Origin of the sequence: Alteribacillus persepolensis (assembly GCF_900099605.1) — a bacterium.
GTDB classification, from domain to species: Bacteria; Bacillota; Bacilli; order Bacillales; family Marinococcaceae; genus Alteribacillus; species Alteribacillus persepolensis.
Genome location: NZ_FNDK01000001.1, coordinates 505504 through 527416 on the forward strand (window position 1 = coordinate 505504; position 21913 = coordinate 527416).

24 protein-coding genes are annotated in these 21913 nt (G+C 42.6%); 1 reads left to right on the forward strand and 23 read right to left on the reverse strand.

Annotated features, from left to right (window positions below):
- Window positions 1–3: 3 nt before the first annotated feature.
- The 17 genes from BLT18_RS02410 to BLT18_RS02490 form a co-directional block, all read right to left on the reverse strand.
- Window positions 4–543 carry a YpoC family protein gene (locus BLT18_RS02410; RefSeq protein ID WP_091270835.1) on the reverse strand — a complete coding sequence of 180 codons (540 nt, stop codon included), beginning with the start codon at window positions 541–543 and terminating at the stop codon, window positions 4–6.
- Window positions 536–1198: an endonuclease III gene (gene nth, locus BLT18_RS02415; protein WP_091270837.1), complete on the reverse strand. Its 663-nt coding sequence runs from the start codon at window positions 1196–1198 to the stop codon at window positions 536–538. The genes BLT18_RS02410 and nth overlap by 8 nt, the downstream gene beginning before the upstream one ends.
- 18 nt (window positions 1199–1216) lie before the next feature.
- Entirely contained in the window at window positions 1217–1918 is a 702-nt protein-coding gene (locus BLT18_RS02420) for a DnaD domain-containing protein (RefSeq protein WP_091270839.1), read from the reverse strand.
- A gap of 159 nt (window positions 1919–2077) precedes the next feature.
- Window positions 2078–3262 carry a pyridoxal phosphate-dependent aminotransferase gene (locus BLT18_RS02425; RefSeq protein WP_091270841.1) on the reverse strand — a complete coding sequence of 395 codons (1185 nt, stop codon included), beginning with the start codon at window positions 3260–3262 and terminating at the stop codon, window positions 2078–2080.
- Between the two features lie 192 nt (window positions 3263–3454).
- A complete protein-coding gene (locus BLT18_RS02430; protein WP_091270843.1) occupies window positions 3455–3931 on the reverse strand; it encodes a hypothetical protein in 477 nt (158 codons plus the stop codon).
- Complete coding sequence (locus tag BLT18_RS02435; RefSeq protein WP_245705158.1) at window positions 3932–5254, reverse strand: amidohydrolase; 1323 nt, start codon at window positions 5252–5254, stop codon at window positions 3932–3934.
- Window positions 5255–5287: 33 nt separating this feature from the next.
- Window positions 5288–8086, reverse strand: coding sequence for an ATP-dependent DNA helicase DinG (dinG, locus tag BLT18_RS02440; RefSeq protein WP_091270846.1), 2799 nt, complete (start codon window positions 8084–8086; stop codon window positions 5288–5290).
- Window positions 8087–8239: 153 nt separating this feature from the next.
- Window positions 8240–8623 (reverse strand): aspartate 1-decarboxylase, encoded by a 384-nt coding sequence (gene panD, locus BLT18_RS02445; RefSeq protein ID WP_091270848.1) that lies wholly within the window; start codon window positions 8621–8623, stop codon window positions 8240–8242.
- A complete protein-coding gene (gene panC / locus BLT18_RS02450; protein WP_091270850.1) occupies window positions 8598–9494 on the reverse strand; it encodes a pantoate--beta-alanine ligase in 897 nt (298 codons plus the stop codon). The genes panD and panC overlap by 26 nt, the downstream gene beginning before the upstream one ends.
- The gene (gene panB / locus BLT18_RS02455; protein ID WP_091270851.1) at window positions 9491–10330 is read right to left on the reverse strand and encodes a 3-methyl-2-oxobutanoate hydroxymethyltransferase; all 840 of its coding nucleotides are present in this window, start codon (window positions 10328–10330) and stop codon (window positions 9491–9493) included. The genes panC and panB overlap by 4 nt, the downstream gene beginning before the upstream one ends.
- A gap of 177 nt (window positions 10331–10507) precedes the next feature.
- Window positions 10508–11473 carry a biotin--[acetyl-CoA-carboxylase] ligase gene (locus BLT18_RS02460; protein ID WP_091270853.1) on the reverse strand — a complete coding sequence of 322 codons (966 nt, stop codon included), beginning with the start codon at window positions 11471–11473 and terminating at the stop codon, window positions 10508–10510.
- Window positions 11463–12638: a CCA tRNA nucleotidyltransferase gene (locus tag BLT18_RS02465; RefSeq protein WP_175487340.1), complete on the reverse strand. Its 1176-nt coding sequence runs from the start codon at window positions 12636–12638 to the stop codon at window positions 11463–11465. The genes BLT18_RS02460 and BLT18_RS02465 overlap by 11 nt, the downstream gene beginning before the upstream one ends.
- A complete protein-coding gene (gene bshA, locus BLT18_RS02470; protein WP_091270857.1) occupies window positions 12635–13765 on the reverse strand; it encodes an N-acetyl-alpha-D-glucosaminyl L-malate synthase BshA in 1131 nt (376 codons plus the stop codon). Before bshA ends, BLT18_RS02465 begins: the two co-directional genes overlap by 4 nt.
- Window positions 13762–14469 carry a bacillithiol biosynthesis deacetylase BshB1 gene (gene bshB1 / locus BLT18_RS02475; RefSeq protein WP_245705149.1) on the reverse strand — a complete coding sequence of 236 codons (708 nt, stop codon included), beginning with the start codon at window positions 14467–14469 and terminating at the stop codon, window positions 13762–13764. Before bshB1 ends, bshA begins: the two co-directional genes overlap by 4 nt.
- Window positions 14462–14878, reverse strand: a complete 417-nt coding sequence (gene mgsA, locus BLT18_RS02480) for a methylglyoxal synthase (RefSeq protein WP_091270859.1) — start codon at window positions 14876–14878, stop codon at window positions 14462–14464. The genes bshB1 and mgsA overlap by 8 nt, the downstream gene beginning before the upstream one ends.
- Before the next feature lie 12 nt (window positions 14879–14890).
- Window positions 14891–15694, reverse strand: a complete 804-nt coding sequence (gene dapB, locus BLT18_RS02485; RefSeq protein WP_091271155.1) for a 4-hydroxy-tetrahydrodipicolinate reductase — start codon at window positions 15692–15694, stop codon at window positions 14891–14893.
- 2 nt (window positions 15695–15696) lie between these two features.
- Window positions 15697–16041, reverse strand: a complete 345-nt coding sequence (locus BLT18_RS02490; RefSeq protein ID WP_091270861.1) for a nucleotide pyrophosphohydrolase — start codon at window positions 16039–16041, stop codon at window positions 15697–15699.
- A 197-nt stretch (window positions 16042–16238) separates the two neighbouring features.
- On the opposite strand from BLT18_RS02490, the gene BLT18_RS02495 reads away from it, so the two are divergent.
- Window positions 16239–17114 carry a YitT family protein gene (locus BLT18_RS02495; RefSeq protein ID WP_091270862.1) on the forward strand — a complete coding sequence of 292 codons (876 nt, stop codon included), beginning with the start codon at window positions 16239–16241 and terminating at the stop codon, window positions 17112–17114.
- Window positions 17115–17152: 38 nt separating this feature from the next.
- Here BLT18_RS02495 and BLT18_RS02500 read toward each other — a convergent pair whose 3' ends face one another.
- The 6 genes from BLT18_RS02500 to BLT18_RS02525 form a co-directional block, all read right to left on the reverse strand.
- Window positions 17153–17830: a zinc metallopeptidase gene (locus tag BLT18_RS02500; protein WP_091270864.1), complete on the reverse strand. Its 678-nt coding sequence runs from the start codon at window positions 17828–17830 to the stop codon at window positions 17153–17155.
- Window positions 17831–17938: 108 nt separating this feature from the next.
- Window positions 17939–18760 carry a sporulation protein YpjB gene (locus BLT18_RS02505; RefSeq protein ID WP_175487341.1) on the reverse strand — a complete coding sequence of 274 codons (822 nt, stop codon included), beginning with the start codon at window positions 18758–18760 and terminating at the stop codon, window positions 17939–17941.
- 297 nt (window positions 18761–19057) lie between these two features.
- Complete coding sequence (gene lhaT, locus BLT18_RS02510; protein WP_407639913.1) at window positions 19058–19654, reverse strand: lipoprotein heptaprenylglyceryl N-acetyltransferase LhaT; 597 nt, start codon at window positions 19652–19654, stop codon at window positions 19058–19060.
- 75 nt (window positions 19655–19729) lie between these two features.
- Entirely contained in the window at window positions 19730–20605 is an 876-nt protein-coding gene (locus tag BLT18_RS02515) for a menaquinol-cytochrome c reductase cytochrome b/c subunit (protein WP_091270869.1), read from the reverse strand.
- Between the two features lie 49 nt (window positions 20606–20654).
- Window positions 20655–21329 carry a menaquinol-cytochrome c reductase cytochrome b subunit gene (qcrB, locus tag BLT18_RS02520; protein WP_091270872.1) on the reverse strand — a complete coding sequence of 225 codons (675 nt, stop codon included), beginning with the start codon at window positions 21327–21329 and terminating at the stop codon, window positions 20655–20657.
- 14 nt (window positions 21330–21343) lie between these two features.
- Entirely contained in the window at window positions 21344–21844 is a 501-nt protein-coding gene (locus BLT18_RS02525) for a QcrA and Rieske domain-containing protein (RefSeq protein ID WP_091271157.1), read from the reverse strand.
- Window positions 21845–21913 lie beyond the last annotated feature (69 nt).

Consider the following 21913-nt stretch of genomic DNA (forward strand, 5'->3'; position numbering starts at 1 on the left):
TCCTCACTTTTTATAAGGATTGTGTTTATGTTTTTGTTTGACTTTCATTACGGCAAACTGCTTTTTGTGTTCGCTGAACAGCTCATTTAGCTGCACGAAACTGTGGTAGTGGTCTGGAGATTCTAATAAAAAAGCAAGTCTCTCCCCTGCATTAACAGGGGCGTAAGAAAACGTTTCAACTTGTTTTTTTATATCTTGGATGCCAACCGAATCTACCATGCTGCCATTCATCCAATAAAGGGCATTCATGAAAGCAGCAATATGTTTAATCATTAGCGGTCTGGCATCTTTACGCCTGCGCGCTTCATAGAAAGCTTGCAGCGTGCTTTTCTCCTCTTCCCACACTTGCTGCAGCTTTGGGATATGGATAAAAGAGTGTTCGAACGGGGGGATTGTGATACAACGATTAAACCAAAGAATCTCCCCTATAAAAGGAGTGTATAACCAATTGTCATTTTGTGCAACATCGTCTGGAACCGTTATAATTGTCGTTTTATAGAACGGTTCCTTTGCTAATTCTGGCGGAATCTTTATGTTAAGCATCTACTTTCTCCTGCTTTCTCATTCTCTTTTGGCCTTCCCGGCACATGTCAAGCAGCGGACAAATATGACATTGAGGTGACTTTGCTTTGCAGTGATACCTTCCAAAGAAAATCAGGCGATGATGCGTCCTGGACCACTCCTCTTTTGGCACTTTTTGCATTAGTGCTTCTTCGACTTCCCGCACGTTATCTTTCCAGCGGCATATCCCTAACCGCTTCGACACTCTTTCTACATGGGTGTCAACAGCAATAGCCGGGGTATCAAAAGCAACAGAAGCCACAACGTTTGCTGTTTTGCGCCCAACACCTGCTAAGCTCATTAACTCTTCTCTTGTTTTCGGCACTTGCGAATCAAATTGTTCCATTAATGACTGCGACAATTTTTTTATGTTTTTTGCTTTGTTTCGGTATAAACCAATTGACCGTATATCATGTTCCAGCTCTTCTTGACTCGCCTTTACATAGTCTTCGGGGTGCTTATATTTTTCAAACAGGCTCGGCGTGACCTTATTAACGAGCGCATCGGTACATTGAGCAGACAAAACAACAGCAATGAGAAGTTCGAAAGGATTCGAATGGTGCAACTCACATTCCGCGTCTGGAAACATTTCTCCGATACGATCAAGGGCTTCTTCCACTTGTTTTTTTGATAACATCGCTTGTAAACTCCTTTACTAAGATTCATCAAGCCAGTTGATATTTGGATATTGCGGCAATGTTCCTTTAGGTTTTCCCGTTTTCCGATTTCCCGTTTGCTGCTGCCGGAATTTTTCACCGTGCTCTTTCGCTGCTTGAGGAGTCTTAATTCCATTTTTGTGCCACTCATGTAAAATACGATCCATATAGCGTAAATTTAACTTCCCAGATAGCACCGCTTCGCGCAGTGCTGCTTTTATTAATGCCGGTGTGTACCGATCTTGGTCGAGCCATACGCTGATGGTTTCATACTCCATTGGAGACAGCGGACGGGAAAACTCCTTTTCAAACACTTCAAATAACCTTCCATCGTCATCAACGGCTTGCTGATTGCCTTTTGTTTCTTGAAAAAACTCTTGAAGAATTCGTTCATAGAGCGATGATAATGAATAGGTTTCATACAAAACATTGTTTTCATCTTGATTTTCTTCCATCCGTAAACAGTCTTTTTTGATTAACGTTCGCAATAGTTCGGAACATTCCCTATCAGAAATAGACATCCGTTCTGATAATTCCATAGGAGTTGGAAAAGGATGACTATCTTCAATAAAACGGTTTATATGTAATAAAAGCATCATTTCCGTCTCTGTTAACCCGATTTGAGCGTAATAATCAAGTAATAACTTAGAAATGGATGAATGTCCATACTGCATTAACGCTACTACTTGAGAGCGCTTCATATGTATGACTCCTTTATAAACGCATATTATTAGAAAAACCCCCCATGAAAGAGGGGGGAACTTCAATGAAAACCGTGCACGTAAACAACACTGTTTCTCGTATATGAAGCTGTTACATCACATTATATCGCTTGCGTATAAAAAGCGTCAATGCATGTGCTACTTGGAATGTTTTGTTATAAATTGCTCCATTCTCTCTAACGCCTGCTCTATTACATCCAAAGATGTTGCATACGATAAGCGAATATTGTCTGGTGAGCCAAAACCGCTTCCTGGAACAACGGCCACTTTTTCTTCTTCTAACAAAGCGCTGACCCATTCATCTACATTCGCAAAACCACAATCTGCAGCTGCCTGTTTTACATTCGGGAACAAATAGAATGCCCCTTTTGGTTTGACACATTCTACTCCCGGCAAGCTTACTAATTTTTCATATACACGATTTAACCGCTCTTCAAATGCTTGGCGCATGTGTTCAACAGCCCCGTCATCTTTGGTATATGCTGCAATCGCACCGTATTGCGAACTTGCTGTCGGATTGGAGGTGGAGTGGCTGGCCAGGCTGGTCATGGCTTTAATTAAGTCCTTGTTACCAGCAGCATAGCCAATACGCCAGCCCGTCATCGAATGCGATTTAGACACTCCATTTACAACGACTGTCTGCTCTTTCAACTCCGGAGACAGTTGAGCAATAGAATAATGAACAGCTTCCCCGTAAATAAGTTTTTCATAGATTTCATCCGAAACAACCAGCAAATTATGCTTGCGTGCTGTTTCTCCAATCGCTTTCAACTCTTCTTTTGTGTACATATTACCGGTCGGATTGCTGGGTGAATTAATAATAACTGCTTTTGTCTTACTATGAACAGCTTGTTCTAACTGCTCTGGTGTAATTTTAAATCCGTTTTTTTCTAATCCATCCACATAGACTGGTTTGCCGCCGGCAAGTTTTACTTGTTCCGGGTAACTTACCCAGTAAGGCGTTGGAATAATTACTTCATCCTCTTCATCGAGCAATGCTTGAAACAGCGTATACAATACATGCTTGGCACCTGTGCCAACCATGATTTCATCGTGTGTGTAATCAATTTGCTGATCTGCTTTAAATTTGTCAATAATTGCATCCTTTAACGCCGGCAAACCGCCAGACGGCGTGTATTTCGTGTGGCCCTCTCTCATGGACGCTGCTGCCGCTTCAATTATGTATGATGGTGTATTAAAATCAGGCTCACCTGCTCCAAGTCCAATTACATCATGCCCTTCTGCTTTTAACGCTTTCGCTTTTGCAGTAATCGCCAATGTCGATGACGGCGTTAATGTCGCTACTCGTTTTGATAGTTGCATGTTCGTTGTATCCTCCTTGCATGGGATTCATTCCTAATCGTTCACATGATAAAGCTTTTTCCATATAAACAAGAATGGCTGGCAATAACGTCAGTTTATAAAAAGGCGGCGAGGAATTCAAGGTTTGTTTTTGCCAATGACACTGTCCAGCGCCGCTTCAACGGCTGTCTCGCTGTTACGCAAGGCCGTTTTTCATGATTGCTTCATGCTGTACCTTTTTATAAACTCACCATCCTGAAGATTCATGTAATAATAGTGCAGACGATTATCTCTTTCAAAGATCACTTCAAAAATCGGTACATCATTTTCATACCCGGGAGTAATCCTGCGAATATCTTGCAGTTGAAAACGGTTATTGACAAGATCTTTAGCCTCGCCAGCTGTAAGAGTTTCTTGTTTTGGTATTCTTTCTATTACCTCTCCCTCATGATAAAAAATCCACTCTTCTTCCCCGCTTGTGTTGACAGCCTCTAAGGTGTAGACCGCTTCCTCGCCAAAATAATGGTGAATGTTTTCCACATGCTGGATATCCTCCTCTTGCTGCACAGCGGCATTGGCCGCCTCGTACTCATCTGTTAAAAATGAGCGGGCATAAAAAAAGAGAATCGCCATTACACCGATGACCAGCAGTATGACAAGGCCGCTCATCCCTGCTATCGTACGCTTCATTTACGAACGTCCTTCCTTTTGTTTCACAAACATTCGTTCTAAATCATCAAAGCTTTGATTGATATCATACCTAATTCGTTCCTCATCAAGCGTTTGTAGCTGTCTGTTTTTCATCAGCTGACGGCCGTTGACAAACACATCTGTCACATCTGCTCCTGACGCTGAATAAACGAGATGGGAAAAAATATTGTGAACAGGCTGCAAATGTAGAGAAGATGCATCGAGTAAAATAAAATCCGCCGGTGCACCAGGCTGCAGCAGACCTTCTTCCAAAAATCCAAGCGCTTTTGCCCCACGTACGGTTGCCATGTCTACTACTTGCTCAGCAGTCACAGCTCCTGATTGATGGCCTGCTGCTTTTTGGAGAAGTGCTGCTGTGCGCATTTCCTCAAACATGTCCAAATTGTTATTAGATGCTGTACTATCTGTTCCTAATGTTACATGAAGCCCTTTTTTCAGCATGGCAGGTACTGGTGCAATCCCAGAACCTAATTTGGCGTTGCTCATTGGGTTATGAGAAATTGTCAGATTTGGTTGATGAACCAGCTCTATCTCTTCTTCTGTAAGATGGACCATATGTGTTAAAACCGCTTCTCCTTCAAAAAACCCAAGCTCATCAAGATGAACAACAGGCGGCTTTCCGTAAAGCTGTTTATGGCGCTCTACTTCCTCGGATGTTTCTGCTAGATGGATTCCAAGCGGCAGGTTGTTCTCATGAGCTTTAGCGATAACCATTTCTAAAAAGGGAGGCGGGCATGTGTACGGCGCATGCGGAAACAACATACCTCGAATCTGGCCATTTCCGTTTTTGTTCCACGCAGCAGCCAATGCTGTTGCTTCTTCTACTTTCTGGGCCTGTTCCTCCTTTGTTCCAAAACCAATCATTCCCCGGCTTAATACAGCTTTCATTCCTGCTTGCATCGTTAATTCAAATACATCATCCATATGCAAGTGATACATATCTAAAAAAGCAACCGTGCCGGACTTAATCATTTCAGCCAATGCTAAAGACGAACTGGTTTTTACTTTTTCCCGGTCGAGCAGCCCTTCACGCGGCCAAATTTCTTGTTTGAGCCATGTTTGTAACTCGACATCATCACTTACCCCTCTTAAAAGCGACATCGGCGTATGGGCATGCGTATTATACATGCCAGACAGAACGATTTTTCCTTTTTGGTTATATACCGTCCACTCTTTTTCTATGTGTTCTGGCAGTGGATGATGACCAATGTCTTGAATATAACCATCTTTGATGACGAGGTACATGTCCGTTTCTACCTTATACGGCACACCAGCTGTTATCATATCAACATGACTTAGCACATATTCCAACGTATCATACTCCTTTCTATTCCATCAGCTATCCAAAAAATCGGCAATGTCATTCAAGATATCATCCATCGGTTTATGAGCGACAGGCAGAGCTGGAATGGACTGCAGAAAATAACGCCCGTACGAAGACGTCATCATTCGTTTATCTAAAACCACCACTACCCCTTTATCACGTTTATGCCGAATCAGCCGGCCAAATCCTTGTTTAAAACGCAACACAGCTTGTGGAAGTGATAGTTCTTTAAACGGACTGCCGCCTTCTCGTTTTACTTGTTCTGTCCGTGCTTGGAGTACCGGTTCATTGGGTGGTGCAAAAGGAAGCCTGACAATAATTAAACAGCTTAAATCCTCTCCTGGAATATCAATTCCTTCCCAAAACGCATTGGTGCCTAACAAAATCGCTTTATTATACTGTTGAAACGACTTCATCATTTTCAAACGGCTGCCAGTTTTCAACCCTTGAGCAATTAATGCAAAATCACTGGCTTCATCCCACTGCTTTAATTGATAATACGTTTTCTTCAGCATGTCAAATGACGTGAACAATACTAACATTTTGCCTTCTGTAATCGAAGCTGTTTGATAAATAAATGCTGCCGTTTCTTGGATAAAATCCTGTTCATTATCTTTTACCGTAGTAATATCGCTAGGGACAAACAGCCTTGCGTTTTTCTCATACGCAAATGGAGACGACAGCTGCAGCGCAGGTGGTGCTACATCCAACAGCCCCCATTTTTTCATCACATAAGAAAATGAATCGTCAACGGTTAACGTTGCTGAAGTTAAAATGACGCTATCTTTTTGAGCAAAGAAAGAATCAGCCAGCTTTTCTGATACATCAATCGGCCTTGCATATAAGTACGCTGCGTTTGCTGCTCCTTTTTTATCTACTTCCATCCAGTATACGTAATTCGGATCTTCCTCGGCAATCAAATGAAAGAGCACATCACACATTTCTTCCGCTTCAGTGACTGCCGCGTGAAAATCATGCAGCAAACCCTGCTCCAATGAACCCGTATCAATATAGTCTTGTAAATGATGGACAAAACGATGCCATGCTTGTGCTTCTTCTTCAAATAAAAGCAGCACTCGTTTTAACGACTCTTTCACAGCTTCCCATAAAGGAGATAATTCTTTTTGCGGACGATACCTTACCGATACTTTGCCGATATCTGTTTCTTTTTGGTTCACTGTTTTTAAAGAATAGTGATGAAGCATTCGAAACAACTCATCTGCTTCATATTTAAGCAGCGTAAACGCATCTTTTCTTTGCTGGTGCCACCCCTCACCAAAATATGGACACATCGTTTCTTCCACTGTGCGCAGCCGTTGAAAGTCTCCAGATTCTTCAGCTACTCCTAATTTGTGAAACACTTGTGTAACGTGGAAATAATCGACTTGCATCCCCAGGCTCTTAGCAGCAACCTCTTCAAGATGATGAGCTTCATCGACAACAACATGTTTGTAAGACGGTAAAAGACCATTGCCATTTGACACATCCGCAAATAAAAGCGCATGATTCGTAACAATCACGTCTGCGTGCTTAGCATTCTCCACGGCACGATAATAATAATTTTTAGCATACCATGACAACGACGATTCATCACTTCGTACTTTTTCCCAAAATGCACTGTTGCTGCCGCCAGCAATGTTAATCTCCTCCACATCTCCAGTATCGGTTTCTAAAATCCAGACGAGAACCTGCGCTAATCCTAATACTTCCTCATACGTAGCCGGTGCTGTGTGCAGCAGCTGCCGAAACTTACGCAAACACAAATAATGTTGTTTTCCTTTTAATGTTACGGCTTCAAATTCATGCGGCAGTACCTTTTTAAGAAGAGGAATATCATTTTGCATTAACTGCGCTTGTAAGTTAGTTGTGTTCGTCGAAACAACGACACGCCGTCCTTGCTGCTTGCTAAATTGAACGACTGGTACTAAATACGCTAAGCTTTTTCCAATACCTGTGCCAGCCTCTAGCAAAAGGTGGCTTCTGTTTTCTAATGCATCTGACACGGCATCTGCAATTTTCTCTTGTCCCTGCCTGTATTCAAAACCTGCCCAACGGCCAGATAACGTTCCATCCGCTGAAAAAAATGCTTCAGTAAACGTCGTTTCACCTTGTGCCTGAAAGTGTGTTTGCTTTGGCGGTATTGGTTCGTGTTTTTTTATAGCAAGTCCTTTGTAATGTTCAATATCTTTTTCTATTTGTTTTTTCGTTGTAAGCATTGCCTCTTGTATAAATGCACTCAAATTGCTATCCATATGTACTGCTAATTTGCGCAGTTCATCTAGCGTCTCATACGGAAGAGTATAGAGCTTTTTTTTCATGTTGAGCCACAAATAAGCAGTAACAATCGCATCACTGTCAGCTTGATGAGGCCGGTCGTGATCAATATGCAGCCACTCGGCCAGCTGAGAAAGCTGATACCCTGGAGCTGTTGGATATAAAAATCGTGCGCATTCTACCGTATCGATGGCAGGACCATGAAACGGCGAAAAACCAGCTTGGATGAGTTCTTGATTAATAAAATGTAAATCAAACGGCACATTGTGTGCTACAAAATAAGCATCTTGCAGCAACTCCAAAAGCTGGGGGGCTGTTTCTTTGAAAGAAGGGGCTTGTTGAACATCTTCGTCTGTAATACCTGTAAGCTGCTGTATAAAGATAGGAATATGTTGGTACGGGCGCACAAACGTAGAAAACGTTTGCTGCACTTTATTGTTCTCGATGACTGCTGCACCAATTTGAATAATTTTATCACCTTTTTTCGGTGCATTGCCTGTCGTTTCCGTATCAATTACCACAAACTTATTTTTCATGTTATCCCCCCACGTTGCATCCGCGTATCTATGTATACAGTAAACGAGCTGTGTCACAAATGATTCAGCTAAAAGTACCGACACCTGCTGTGCTTCACATGAAAAGCCCCCGTCAGAACAGCTTTACTCCAGCGGGGGCCTTTGCTTTGTTCTTTATATAATCGTGGAAGGCGGCTCATTGGAGAGCATATCGACTATATGATTGCTGTCGTCTAGAACAGCTACTTTCGGCTGAAATGCCTGGCACTTCTCTTCTGGTATAAAACTATACGCCATAATAATGACTTGATCTCCAGGCTGCACTAAACGAGCCGCTGCTCCATTTAAACATATTGTTCCGCTGTCTGGTTCTCCGGCTATTACATATGTTTCCAAACGAGCGCCGTTATTATTATTGACAACTTGCACTTTTTCATTTTCGACTATATCCACAGCATCCATCAAATGTTTATCGATTGTAATACTGCCCACATAATGTAAATCTGCTTCTGTTACTGTCGCACGGTGCAGCTTAGATTTCATCAATATACGAAACATCGTAATAACCTCCCCGTCCTTTTTCCACGTGCACTAGTACATTATCAATCAGGCGCGCTTTTTCAAAGAAAACGGCACAAGCCACAATCACTGACCCCTCTAGTTGATGCAAGGGTTTTAATTCAGGAAAGGACAGCACTTGAACATAATCCATTTGTGCACCAATGTGTTCTTGCAGATAATGCTGCAGTTTTTGTTCCGCCTCAGCAGGTGTGATGAATGCCTGTCCTGTTATCCAGCGCAATGTGTGCTGTAATCCTTTATATAGATGAACAGCCCGGCTCCGCTCCCGTTCCGATAAATAGACATTGCGCGAGCTTACTGCCAGTCCGTCGTTTTCACGCGCCGTTTCACATGTTCTTATGTCGACAGAAAGGTGAAAATCATCGACCATGTTTTTGATCACAGCCACTTGCTGTGCATCTTTTTGTCCAAAATAAGCACGGTCAGGCTGCACCAATTGGAACAATTTCAAAACAACGGTTGCGACACCGTTAAAGTGGCCTGGGCGGCTTTTGCCGCACAACACATCCGTGCCCGAAATAACGTTTATCTCATTTCGCATAGGGCGCGGATATATGTCTCTTACACCAGGGGAAAAAATAATATCCACTCCTGCTGTACGAGCAATGTCTTTATCTTTATCTAATGTACGAGGGTAGTCCTCATAATCTTCGTTTGGTCCAAATTGCAAAGGGTTGACAAAAATGCTTAGCACCAATACATCATTTTCTTGTCTTGCTCTTTTCATGAGCGACAAATGTCCGGAGTGAAGAGCTCCCATTGTTGGTACAAATCCAATGGCTTTTTGTTGTTTTTGTATATCAGCCATATAGCGTTGCAGCTCAGAAACGGTATGAATCACTTTCACGACTTTATCCCGCCATACAGTTTATTTAATGTCTCTTCACTCATGGAAAAAGTATGTTCCGGACCTGGGAACACCTGCTGCTTCACTTCACTGACGTACATGGACAATGCATGTTCAACCTCTGTTTGTACATGAGCATACTGCTTCACAAATTTAGGCAGAAAGCCATCGGAAAAACCAATCACATCATGGAAGACGAGCACTTGCCCATCGGTTTCACTGCCAGCACCAATGCCAATCACCGGTATATCTAACAATGATGATATATGAGCGGCAACTTGCCTTGGAACACATTCTAACACCAAAGCAACGGCACCGCTTTTTTCAACTTGTTTGGATTCTTCTATCAGCTGTTTTGCTGCTTCTTCCGTTCTCCCTTGTACTTTGTATCCGCCTAAGACACCTACTGATTGCGGTGTCAGTCCTAAATGACCGATTACAGGAACACCTGCTTCGCTAAGACGTTGAATCGTCGAAAGCGTCCGCTTTGCTCCTTCAAGCTTGACTGCTTGCACGTTAGCTTCTTGCAGCAGCTGTTTTACCGCTTGCAGCGTCTCGGAAAAATCACCTTGATACGTTAAAAATGGCAAATCTGTCACTACAAATGTTTCTGGTGCTCCGCGTCGAACCGCTTTGGAATGCAGCAGCATGTCTTCTAACGTCACAGGAATGGTAGAGTCATAACCATGAACAGCCATTCCAACAGAGTCACCAACCAAAATCATGTCTACGCCTGCCTTTGCTGCTGCTTTAGCCGATGGGGCATCATAAGCAGTCATCATAGCAATTGGATCACGTTCTTGTTTCATTTTCATAAACGTGCTGATACTTTTCATGTTTCTCCTCCTTTGTCCGGAGAAAAGAGAAGGCAGCTACAACCCTTCTCCTCGCCTCCGTCCCTGTCCAGATTGGATCAAGGCAGATTGTTTATTTGTTTTTTAATGTATACACAGTGCAATTCGAAAGAGATATTGCCTGTACATGTAGTATAACAAATATTAGCGTCGTAGCGGTTAATGAATATCAGCACTATAAATATGTTCTATATCTCCATCTGGTTTTCGCAGCATTAACACACCATCTTCTGTAATTCCTTTTGCTACGCCTCGGATTGTTTTCTGCACTGTCGTTGCTGTAATTTCTTTTCCAATGGTAACCGACAGCTTCTCCCATTGTTGTTTTACTTTTGTAAATCCGTTCTTTAAATACTCATCATACCAATGCTCCAGCCGTTGAAGAATAACAGCAATCACTTGTGCACGCGAGTACGTTTGCTGGTTAGAAGAAATCGAAAGTGATGTCGCAACCGACAACAATTCATCTGGAAAATGTTCCATTTGCTGATTGACATTAATACCCATTCCAATAATGACAGCTTGAACGCGGTCTGGTTCAGACTGCATTTCTGTTAAAATGCCCGCCGTTTTTTTCTGGTCAATTAATATGTCGTTTGGCCATTTGATAGATGCATCTATACTCGTTGCTTCTTTAATGGCTTCTGTCACAGCTACAGCCGTCAGCAGCGTGAGCTGTGGAGCATTTTGGGGCGGAACATCCGGCCTTAATATCAAACTGCACCAAAGTCCTGTTCCTGGTGGAGAATGCCACTCCCTGCCTAACCTTCCTTTTCCTTCGCGCTGCTCATCTGCTACAACGATGGTTCCTTCTTCTGCTCCACTTCTTGCCAAGTCATGAGCCAGCGCTTGTGTAGAAGTAACTTCTCCTTTATATACAATGTTTTTTCCTAATCGATTTGTCGACAGCACCGCTTCAATCTCAGCTTTTGTTACATGATTAGGCGTATGGACGAGCCGATACCCTTTTCGCGGTACTGCTTCTAATTCATAGCCATTTTTACGAAGTTCTTCGATATGTTTCCATACAGCCGTTCGTGAAATGCCTAATCGCTCACTAATTTCTTGTCCAGATACAAACGTATCCGACGTTTGCATTAATAATTGCAGTAATTTACCTCTCATTATGCAGCTTCTCCTTTACAAATGTGACTAGTTCTTGACGGTCGTTTTTTACAGACCCCTCTACCACCTTGTGTTCCAGCTGCCGTAAAACATCTCCAATTTTTTCTTTTTTAATCAAAGGAACTGTCGCTAAAATATCCTTGCCATTAATGCGCAGTTCTTCTCTGCTTGTTATGGGCAGTGTGCGGTATACGGACTGTATATAAACAAAACGTTCCTTTTTCGTATGATCATACAGCCACTGATGAAGACGCTCCACCTGTAATGCCAGCGTCAATCCAGTTTGATAAATAAGTTGTTTATTCCATGGAATCGTCTCTGGATATGCTTCTGCAAATGAAAGAATCACTATCAGTTTCTGCTTGTCCCTATTTGAAAACCGCCATTTTTTGGGCATTTGTTTTGCCTCTTTTCCATACAAGAGCCACAAAAAAGCAGCCCACCGCTCTTCTGCGGTGATTAATGGCTGCATGTCGTAGTTGTACGAATGTTTACGGGCATGTATAGAAACGGGACGTATCGCCTTTGGAAAAAAAGCAGGGATATCGCAGCAAAACAAATACGTCAGCGCATCACGATGATCATCGCCCATTAAAAGCTTGCCGCATTCTGCTTGGACACGCTCTGCGGGAAGTTGCTCGAGCAGTGGCCGATGTTTCAATAGACACTCATGCGTACCTGGCTCGATAGAAAAATCCAGCTGTGCCATAAAACGAACAGCTCGTATCATCCTTAACGGATCTTCTTTAAACCGTTTAGCTGGTTCCACACTGCGGATAATCTGCTGTTTTATGTCTGTTTTTCCACCAAATGGATCAATAATAGCTGTTTTTCTATCTATCGCCATTGCATTCATTGTAAAATCGCGATGCAACAAGTCAGCTGTCAACGTTTTATTTTCACTGCGATACGTTGTCACTTCAAACGCTTCCTGTTGATATATCACCAGACACGTTGGAAAATGCTTGGATAACTGCTTCGCTTTTGGAAACATTGTTTTCATTTCATCGACAGAAGCGCTAGTAGCAATATCCACATCATGTATACGCCGGCGTAAATGAAAATCACGCACAGCGCCTCCTATAATAAACGCCTCAAACCCGTGTTGTGTTATTATATTCAATACTTCCAATGCTTTTTCCCAAAGGCCCTGTCTGTCCTTCACGTCAGCGACACCTCGTGGTAGATGGATTCATAGTATTCGACGATTAATGATGAGGCAAACACCTCTTCCACTCTCGCTTTACCAGCTGATGAAAACGCTTCATATAATAAAGGGTGTTGTAAAAGATGCAACGCCTTTAAGCCTGCCTCTTCTGCATCACCAACAGGACAAGTATAACCGGTTTCATTGTTAACGATAACCTCTGGAATCCCTCCTGTATCTGTTCCGATGACAGGAACTCCACAAGCCATCGCTTCTAACGCGGCCAGCCCAAAGCTTTCTTTTTCTGATAAAAGAAACATGATATCAGCGATATTTAAAAAATCAACAATATTTTTTTGGCTGCCTAAAAATAGAACATCTTCACTAATACCTCGCTGCACCGCATGCCGATACGCCTTATTACGATCTGGACCGTCTCCAATCATTAATAGCTTGGAAGGGGTGTGCTCATGTAAAACATGAAATGCTTCTACCACATCTACAACCCGTTTTACCGGCCGAAAGTTAGAAATGTGAACCACGATTTTTTCATGTTCTTGAATATGATACGCATGTTTCAACTCATTTTTCATTATTTGCGGTTTATACACACGCTCATCGATAAAGTTATAAATCGTCTCGATTGGCCTGGTAATGTGAAGAGATTCTTTTGTTTGTGAAGCCAGCGCTTGAGAAACTGCTGTTACTTTATCTGAGCGCTCAATCGCATATTTAATGATTGGTTTTAACGAGGAATCATGGCCTAGTACCGTGATATCTGTGCCATGTAATGTCGTAACCACTTTAATATCACGCTCCACCATATCTTTTGCTAATAATGCACAAACAGCATGAGGGACAGCATAATGGACATGCAATACATCGAGCTGTTCTCTTTCAATGACCTCTGCCATTTTACTAGCCAAAGTCAACGAATATGGCGGATACTGAAATACTTCAAACTGACTCACTTCTACTTCATGATAATAAATATTTGGATATGTCTTATTTAAACGAAAGGGCATGCTCGTTGAAATAAAGTGAATCTCATGCCCTTTTTCCGCTAATAGTTTGCCTAGCTCTGTAGCTACAACACCCGAACCGCCTACCGTTGGATAACATGAAATACCAATCTTTTGTTTCATTGACTGCTCCTTTTTGGAACCGCCGAAAAAACAAGCGGTGTTTCTCGTTTAAACCCTTCTGCAAACACAGTGTTTGCTTCTTTTCCAAACAACGAATCACGTGCTCTGACAGATTCTATATAGCGGTCGGTAAGCGGTGTTTTTATGCTGTCTTGCTTTGGTACAAATTGACTTTGAAACGCAGCAAGTGCTTTTTCTTTTTTCGGCTGTGTACGTGAAATATCTACATAGAAATCAGGGATTTGTACACCATTTATACAATAGTAAAACAAAGACGGGGTTTGATGTGCTGGTTGAGAAATACCAGGAAATTTATGAATCTTCGCATCAAAAACCGCTTCTCTTACTAAACGAGAACACGCTCCATGATCGGGGTGTCTATCTTCATAAAACGGTGCAAACACTGTATCTGGCTCTACATCCCTTATTAACGAAATCATGTCTTTGTATGATTGGTCCTCACGGCTCAGAAAACGATCGAAAAAGTTGAGCTGAAACCGCTTTGTTATACCTAATATGGCTCCTGCTTGATCTGCTTCATGCTGGCGTTGTTCGATGGTACCGTTTGAAGACAGTTCTCCGCGTGTTAAGCTGCAAATGTATACATCATCTCCATTTTCTGCATGTACAGCTATACTTCCACCCATACCAATTTCCACATCATCTGGGTGCGCGCCGACTGCCAGTATCACCCTTTTATTCACTTGCTTTCCGCTCCTTTGGCATTGCTTTACGAAATTCAAAAAACCCATGTTCCAGCCCTTTTATTAATACCTCAGCTGTTGCCATATTCGTTGCAACCGGCACACTGTGTACATCACACAGCCTAATCAATGCCGAAATATCCGGCTCATGAGGCTGTGCTTGTAGGGGATCTCTAAAAAATAAGACGAGGTCAACGATCCCATCGGCAACAAGAGATCCGATTTGCTGGTCTCCTCCCAGCGGTCCGGACAGATGTTTTGTTACATGAACTGCTGCTTCTTCTTCCAGCCTGGCACCGGTCGTACCTGTAGCGTGGAGAACGTGGCTGTCGAGCACTGGTTTATAGGCTTGTACAAAACGAACTAAATCTTCTTTTTTTCTATCGTGCGCAATTAAAGCAATGTTCATCGGCGCGCCCTCCTACTCCATAATGTTTTCAAGCCCATATACCAATGTGTTCACACGCAACACATTTTCAACTGCCAGTTTAACACCAGGCATGAACGATTTACGGTTGATGGAATCATGGCGAATCGAAAGCGTTTGTGAAGAGCCGCCAAACATTACTTCTTGGTGTGCAACAAGACCGGGCAGTCGTACACTATGTACACGCAAACCATCTACTTCCGCTCCACGCGCTCCTTCTAATTCCTCTTTTTCATCTGGATGCCCTTGAGATTTATGCGGACGTACTTCATTGATTAACGCCGCTGTTTTCGCAGCTGTACCTGACGGTGCATCCAATTTATTATCATGATGCATTTCAATAATTTCTACATCTGGGAAATACTTTGCAGCCATTTGTGAGAACTTCATCATTAAGACTGCTCCCACAGCAAAGTTGGGAGCTATAATCGCCCCGATTTCTTTTTCTTCTGCTTTTTGGCGCAGCCGGTCAATATCTTCCGGGCTGAACCCAGTTGTTCCTACAACTGGACGTACTCCATAATCCAATGCTAATTCCAAATGTTTTTTTCCTACTTCTGGAGTTGTCAAATCAACCAGAACATCTGCTTCGACAGCTTGCAGGCAATCCTCCATATCATCATAAACCAGCACATCTTCGCTAGGCATTCCCTCGAGATCTTGCACCTTCTTGCCATTATTTTTGGAATCAACCGCAGCAGCGAGTTGAAAATGTTCTGTCTCATGCACTAATTGGACAGCCTCGTGTCCCATTTTTCCCCTAGGTCCTGCAACAATTATTCGAGTTGGTTGATCCATATTCATTCTTTGTCATCTCCTTTGTCAATTTTCGTCCAACGATCTTTATCTCTTGTTTTAAATTTTTTCATTACTACATCGAATGCTTCTTCTAAATCAATATCTAATGAGTTAGCAAAGCAAATTAAGACAAATAAAATATCGCCCATTTCTTGTTCTAAAGACTTTTCCGTTTCACTTTCTTTTTTAGGCTTTTCTCCATAGTAGTGGTTCATTTCTCTAGCCAGCTCACCTGTTTCCTCTGTTAACCTTGCCAGCATAGCTAATGGGCTGAAATATCCTTCTTTGTATTGAGATATATGGTTATCTACTTCTTCCTGCATCGCTTGCATTGTTTTTTTATCCATATGTATCTAACCCTTCCCTTCCCATCTTATCGTATCGAATTCCCATTCATTTGACAATATAAAGGTACTTCTGCTGCTTTCACGAACGCCCTGTTCTGCAAGAAGAATCCATCACATCCTGTGAAAGGGCAAGTTGTTTGTTTGATTTGTTTTTCCTATAATGAAGCTTATCCGGCTTTATCAGAGGGGGATTGATAATGAATATAGCTGTCCACGTTAAAAATGCATGTCTCATCCTATTAGGATCTGCCATTATGTCATTTGGACTGGTTTACATTAATATGGAGAACAACTTGGCGGATGGAGGTTTTACTGGCATCACACTGATTTTATATTTTTTGTTCCACATTGACCCCGCCTACTCCAACTTCATTTTAAACATTCCTTTATTTATTATTGGCTGGAAAGTCCTTGGACGTACCGTCTTTTTTTATACGATTATTGGAACAATTGGCATTTCTTTATTTTTATGGTTATTTCAAGAATACCAGCTGATCCATCTTTCCCTTGAACAAGACATGACGTTAGCCGCGCTCTTTGCCGGCGTATTAATTGGTACCGGCCTTGGACTTGTCTTTCGATATGGCGGAACAACCGGCGGAGCAGATATTATCGCAAAAGTAGGATTTCGTTATTTAGGCTGGAGTATTGGCAGAACATTATTTTTGTTTGATACGTTCGTTATCACCAGTTCGCTTGTATACTTAGACTTTCGAGAAGCAATGTATACACTTGTTGCCGTCTTTGTGGCTGCCAAAGTGATTGACATGATACAGCAAGGAGCCTATTCTGCGAAAGCTTCCTTTATTATTTCTGATAAAACCAACGTCATTTCACAGGCTATTCTACAAGAAATGGACCGAGGAGCGACTGTTTTACGAGGCAAAGGTTCATTTACAGGGTCAGATAAGGAAGTGTTATATTGTGTGGTCAGTCGAAATGAAGTCATGCGGCTCAAGCATTTAGTTGAAAAGATTGACCCACAAGCTTTTGTGACTGTCAACGACGTGCAGGATGTATCCGGCGAAGGTTTTACACTTGATGAAAACAAAAGGCCGATTAAAACGCCGTAAAAAAACGCAAGCCACTGACAAAGTGCTTGCGTTTTGTATTACTCTTCGTTCATAAGGAAGTACATGTATACGAACCGAACAAGTTCTAGTACTGCCACAAGTGCTGCTGCTACGTAAGTTAATGCTGCGGCATCCAACACTTTTCGCGTTTCTTTTTCCTCGTCATTTCGAATAATGCCTGTAGAAACAATTTGTTCCATTGCCCGGTTACTGGCATTAAATTCAACTGGCAATGTCACAAGCTGAAACAAGACGGCTGCTGACATGAAAATAATACCGCCAAGCAGCAATCCGCTTGCTTGAAACAGTACACCAGCTAAAATCAAGAAAAACGATAAGTTTGAACCAAGATTCGCCGCTGGAACAAGGGTGTGGCGAAACCGCAAGAAAGCATAATCTTCTGCGTCTTGAATCGCATGCCCTACTTCATGGGCAGCGACAGCTTGACCAGCTACACTCGTGCCGTAGTAATTGTCTTCTGACAAGCGCACTACTTTTGCTTTTGGATCGTAGTGATCAGAAAGCGTGCCTTTGACTGGCTCTACATCTACATCAAATATGCCGTTTTCATGCAAAATCTTTGTTGCTACTTCTCTGCCGCTCATCCCAGATGAGTTAGAAACCTCTGAATATTTGCGATAGGCTTTTTTGACTTTCATTTGCGCCCATATTGGAATAATCAATAGTGCCGCTATATACAACAGCCACATTCCCATATTCGATGCTTCCCTCCATTTCCGTACATTTGGTATATTTTCATTTTATTTAAAACGTCAAATAAAGTCAATAAAGCTGCTCACGAGAGTTTGACGGGTTTTTGAACATTAATCTCTAATTTGCTGACGCTGCTTCTCTCCTTTATATTTTCTCCAGCCGGCATATGTTAATGACACAATAATTGCACTTCCTACCGAAAGCATTACCAGCCATAAAGAAGGATCTGCCGCTGATCTTTTCTCTTCATTCACTACATTTTCTAAAGCAGTCTTCAATTTTTGTATATCGTTTGTACTTGTTGATTGAAGCCAGCCGGCATGCTGGTCCATGTAACGCACGTAGGAAATAAACGGTAAATAATGTTGTTCCTCCACACCTGTATAGATGGCCGGCCGAATTTCTTCAAATTGACGCTGCCACTCTTGAAAAGTTTGTTTTGCATGCTCCACTTCTCCATTATGGACTTGCTGTTCCAACTCATCAAGCTGATGTAAAAGTTGTTTGGCAGACTGCTTCCACAACGGATTTTCTTGACTCACGACAGCATCTGCTGCAAGCCGAAAAGCAAAAAGGTACCGAAGCCGCTGCTTATCGTCTAATTCCGCTCGATTCACTGCTTCTTCGGCTCGTTCAAATGAACGCAGCAGTTCAGACAGCTGATTCGTATTCACATCATATTCATCAAATGGAACAGATGGCAAATGCTGTTTTAACCAGCTATGCACTTGCTTTGCATCTTCATAATTCCCCTTTTCTGCCAGTTCATACAGGAGAGCAGCTTTCTCATTCACTTCTTCCATATCCACAGCAGCATGCTCAGCACTAGTTTGTCCGACACAGCAGAAAAATAAAAAAAACATTGCAGCACTCAAACATCCATATATGAAAAGCTGCTTATGAAAGAAGCTTCCGCTTCGATAATGTATCATATCATACCCCTCCTCATCTCCTCGTTCCATACTTATGAATACTTGGACAAGAGTAGACCGGAAGGGTGTTATTTCTATACAGCTATTTTTTAAGCTCTGTTCTATGCGGAGATTGTTTTTGTGACGGCACCTCCGCTGGATACTTGAAGCAGATGCATTCTTGTCTTTCCAAAGCTGAACAAACCCGTTCGTCCCGCGTGATGTTTAGCTTGTACTTTTTGTACAGACATTACTGTTTGCCACGCTGCCATGCCGATTATTTATATAAACAACCGTTTCTTATACAGAATTTTATTTTCACGGAAGCAGCAGAGTCAGGCGTTGTTTTCTAACGCCTAAAACATAAGCCAGACCAATCGAAAAAATACTCAGCCAGAACGTAAAATATCCAATCTGTGCTATGTAATCATTGATGGCAGGTGAAACCCAAGGATACATACCAAAAACATAATCAATTATATCATTATGCAATGTCCATATAGCTGCTATCACTAAATGCCAGCCTTTTATACGATAATACGGAGAAAACAAAACAGCTTGAACAGCCATCCCTAAATGAGAAGCAATTAACATATAATTTTGCCAGTTCAGCATATCACCATGCACACCGGCAGCGATGTTCATCACTACCGCCCACAATCCGTACTTGACTAAAGTAATAAATGCCAAAGCCTCCATAAGCCCGTTATGCTTTCGAAACAAAAATAAAGCTAAAACGATACAGAAAAATAAGCTTGCTGTCGGGGAATCTGGTACAAACACAAGAAACACAGCCGGAGTAATTTCAAGCTGAGACCCATACCACCAATAACCATAAATCGTCCCGAGAACATTCACGACTAAAAGAAGACTTAGCATGGAAGGCGTTCCTAAAAACGTTATAAAAAGCTTCACTTTTTGCCACCATCCGTTTCTCGCCATAATGAAAGAGCTGTCCCTTTCAGGCAAGGGACAGCTGCTATTTGCTGCTTATTCTTCCGTTTCTTCGCCGTCTTCAGCATTTTCTTCTTCATCCGTTGTTTCGCCCTCTTCTTCGCCTTCACTGTCACCGCCAGCTTCAGGATTACCTCCGCTTGCGATGTATTCAGCAAGAAGATCTAGCTCTTCATCGGAACCATCAAACTGATCAGCTGGCATTTCGCCAATACCATTTACAGCAATGTCTTTAATGGACTCCGCATCATATGGCACATCAAAGAGAGCCGGACCTGCAGAGCCTGCACCTTGCAGCTGGTCGCCGTGACAGCCGATACAGCCTTGATCAGAATATATCTGATAACCTTCGGCTTCCGTGTCAACTTCTTCTACCGCTGCTGCTTCCTCTTCATCAAGCATCTCACCTTGTTCAGCTGCCGCTTCCCAGTCGTGATGGTCGACAGACTCCCATGTAAGATAGACTGTAGCAAGCACTGCTAAAAGCATTAGGCCAGCTGCAATTGGCCGCTGTGACGCTCTTCTTCTTGGGCCTTTATCCAGCCACGGTGCTAACAAGAGAGCCCCAAACGCCAAACCAGGCATAATAACTGCACCAATGACAGTAAAGTCACCGGCTGCATACTCATACTTTAACAGCTGATATAAAAACAAGAAATACCAGTCCGGCAATGGTATGTAACCGGAATCCGTAGGATCCGCCACCCGTTCTAATGGAGATGGGTGTGCTACCGTCAAACACAAATAACCGATAAGAAAAACAGCCCCTACCAGCCATTCTTTTAACAAGAAGTTCGGCCAGAAAGCTTCTGTTTTACCCGGAAACTCCGAATAGTCTTTTGGTATATTCGGTTTACGTTCGGCAGGCACGCGGGAATCCCCAACAAATTTCATACCTTTTCCACGATGCATCGGTTTCCCTCCTTATAGATTCAATCTTCAACGCTCGTACCTGCATTCCTTACAACGGCCCGGAAATACCTTGTCTTCGAATCATAATAAAGTGTGCTGCCATCAGGCCAAGCAAAGCTCCAGGCAAAAAGAATACATGAATCGCAAAGAAACGTGTTAATGTTTGCGCCCCAATGATTTCTGGGTCCCCTGCTAACAACGTCTTTGCCAGTCCTCCTATAACGGGGACACTTTCAGCAATCTGCAGACCAACTACTGTAGCAAAATATGCTTTCATATCCCATGGAAGCAGATAACCTGTGAAACCTAAACCAAGCATAACAAAAAAGATAAGTACACCTACCACCCAGTTCAATTCTCTAGGTCGTTTATATGCCCCTGTAAAGAATACACGCAAGGTATGTAAAAACATCATGACTATGACGAGACTTGCTCCCCAGTGGTGCATGCCGCGTACAATCGTTCCAAACGCTACTTCACCTTGCAAATATTTAACCGACTCGTAGGCGTTTACAATATCGGGTACATAATACATCGTCAAAAACATCCCGGACAGTATTTGGATGACTGTAATAAAAAACGTCAATCCTCCAAAGCAATAAACGAACGCTGAAAAGTGATGAGCAGGGTTTACGTGCTCCGGCACTTCATGGTCAGCGACATCGCGCCACATTGGAGTAATGTCCAGGCGTTCATCTACCCATTCATATATTTTTTGTAACATAAATGACGCCCCTCCTAGATTTGTGGTTCAGCTTTTCCAAGGTAAACCGTTCCATCCTGTACTTCCACTTCATACTTATGAAGTGGTTCAGTCGGCGGTGTACCTTCAATGTTTTTTCCGTCCTTTTCAAATCGTCCACCATGACAAGGACAGAAGAACTGGTCCGGATAATCTTCATTTGCATCCCAATTCACTGTACATCCTAAGTGAGTACAAGTCGGTGAAAGAGCGACAATTTCATCTCCTTCTTGGTAAATCCATGCAGTTTCTGTTACTTCTGATGTGTACCAGGCATCTTTTTGCTCATAAGAAAAATCAAACCGCTGCGGCTGCTCCGTCAAATCACTCACGTCCGCAACAGCTGTCATATCACCTGCTGCACCTGCTTGAAGCACCGGGTCTATAGCAAACCTTGCCATCGGCAAAATCATGCCGGCTGCCATAAATCCCCCAACTCCTGTGAGCGTATATGTTAAAAATTGACGCCTAGACACATTATGATCTTTTTCACTCACCACATATCCCCCCCTGCTATATAAGTTCGGTCCATTTGGACGTAATACACACACGTTTACACAACTAGG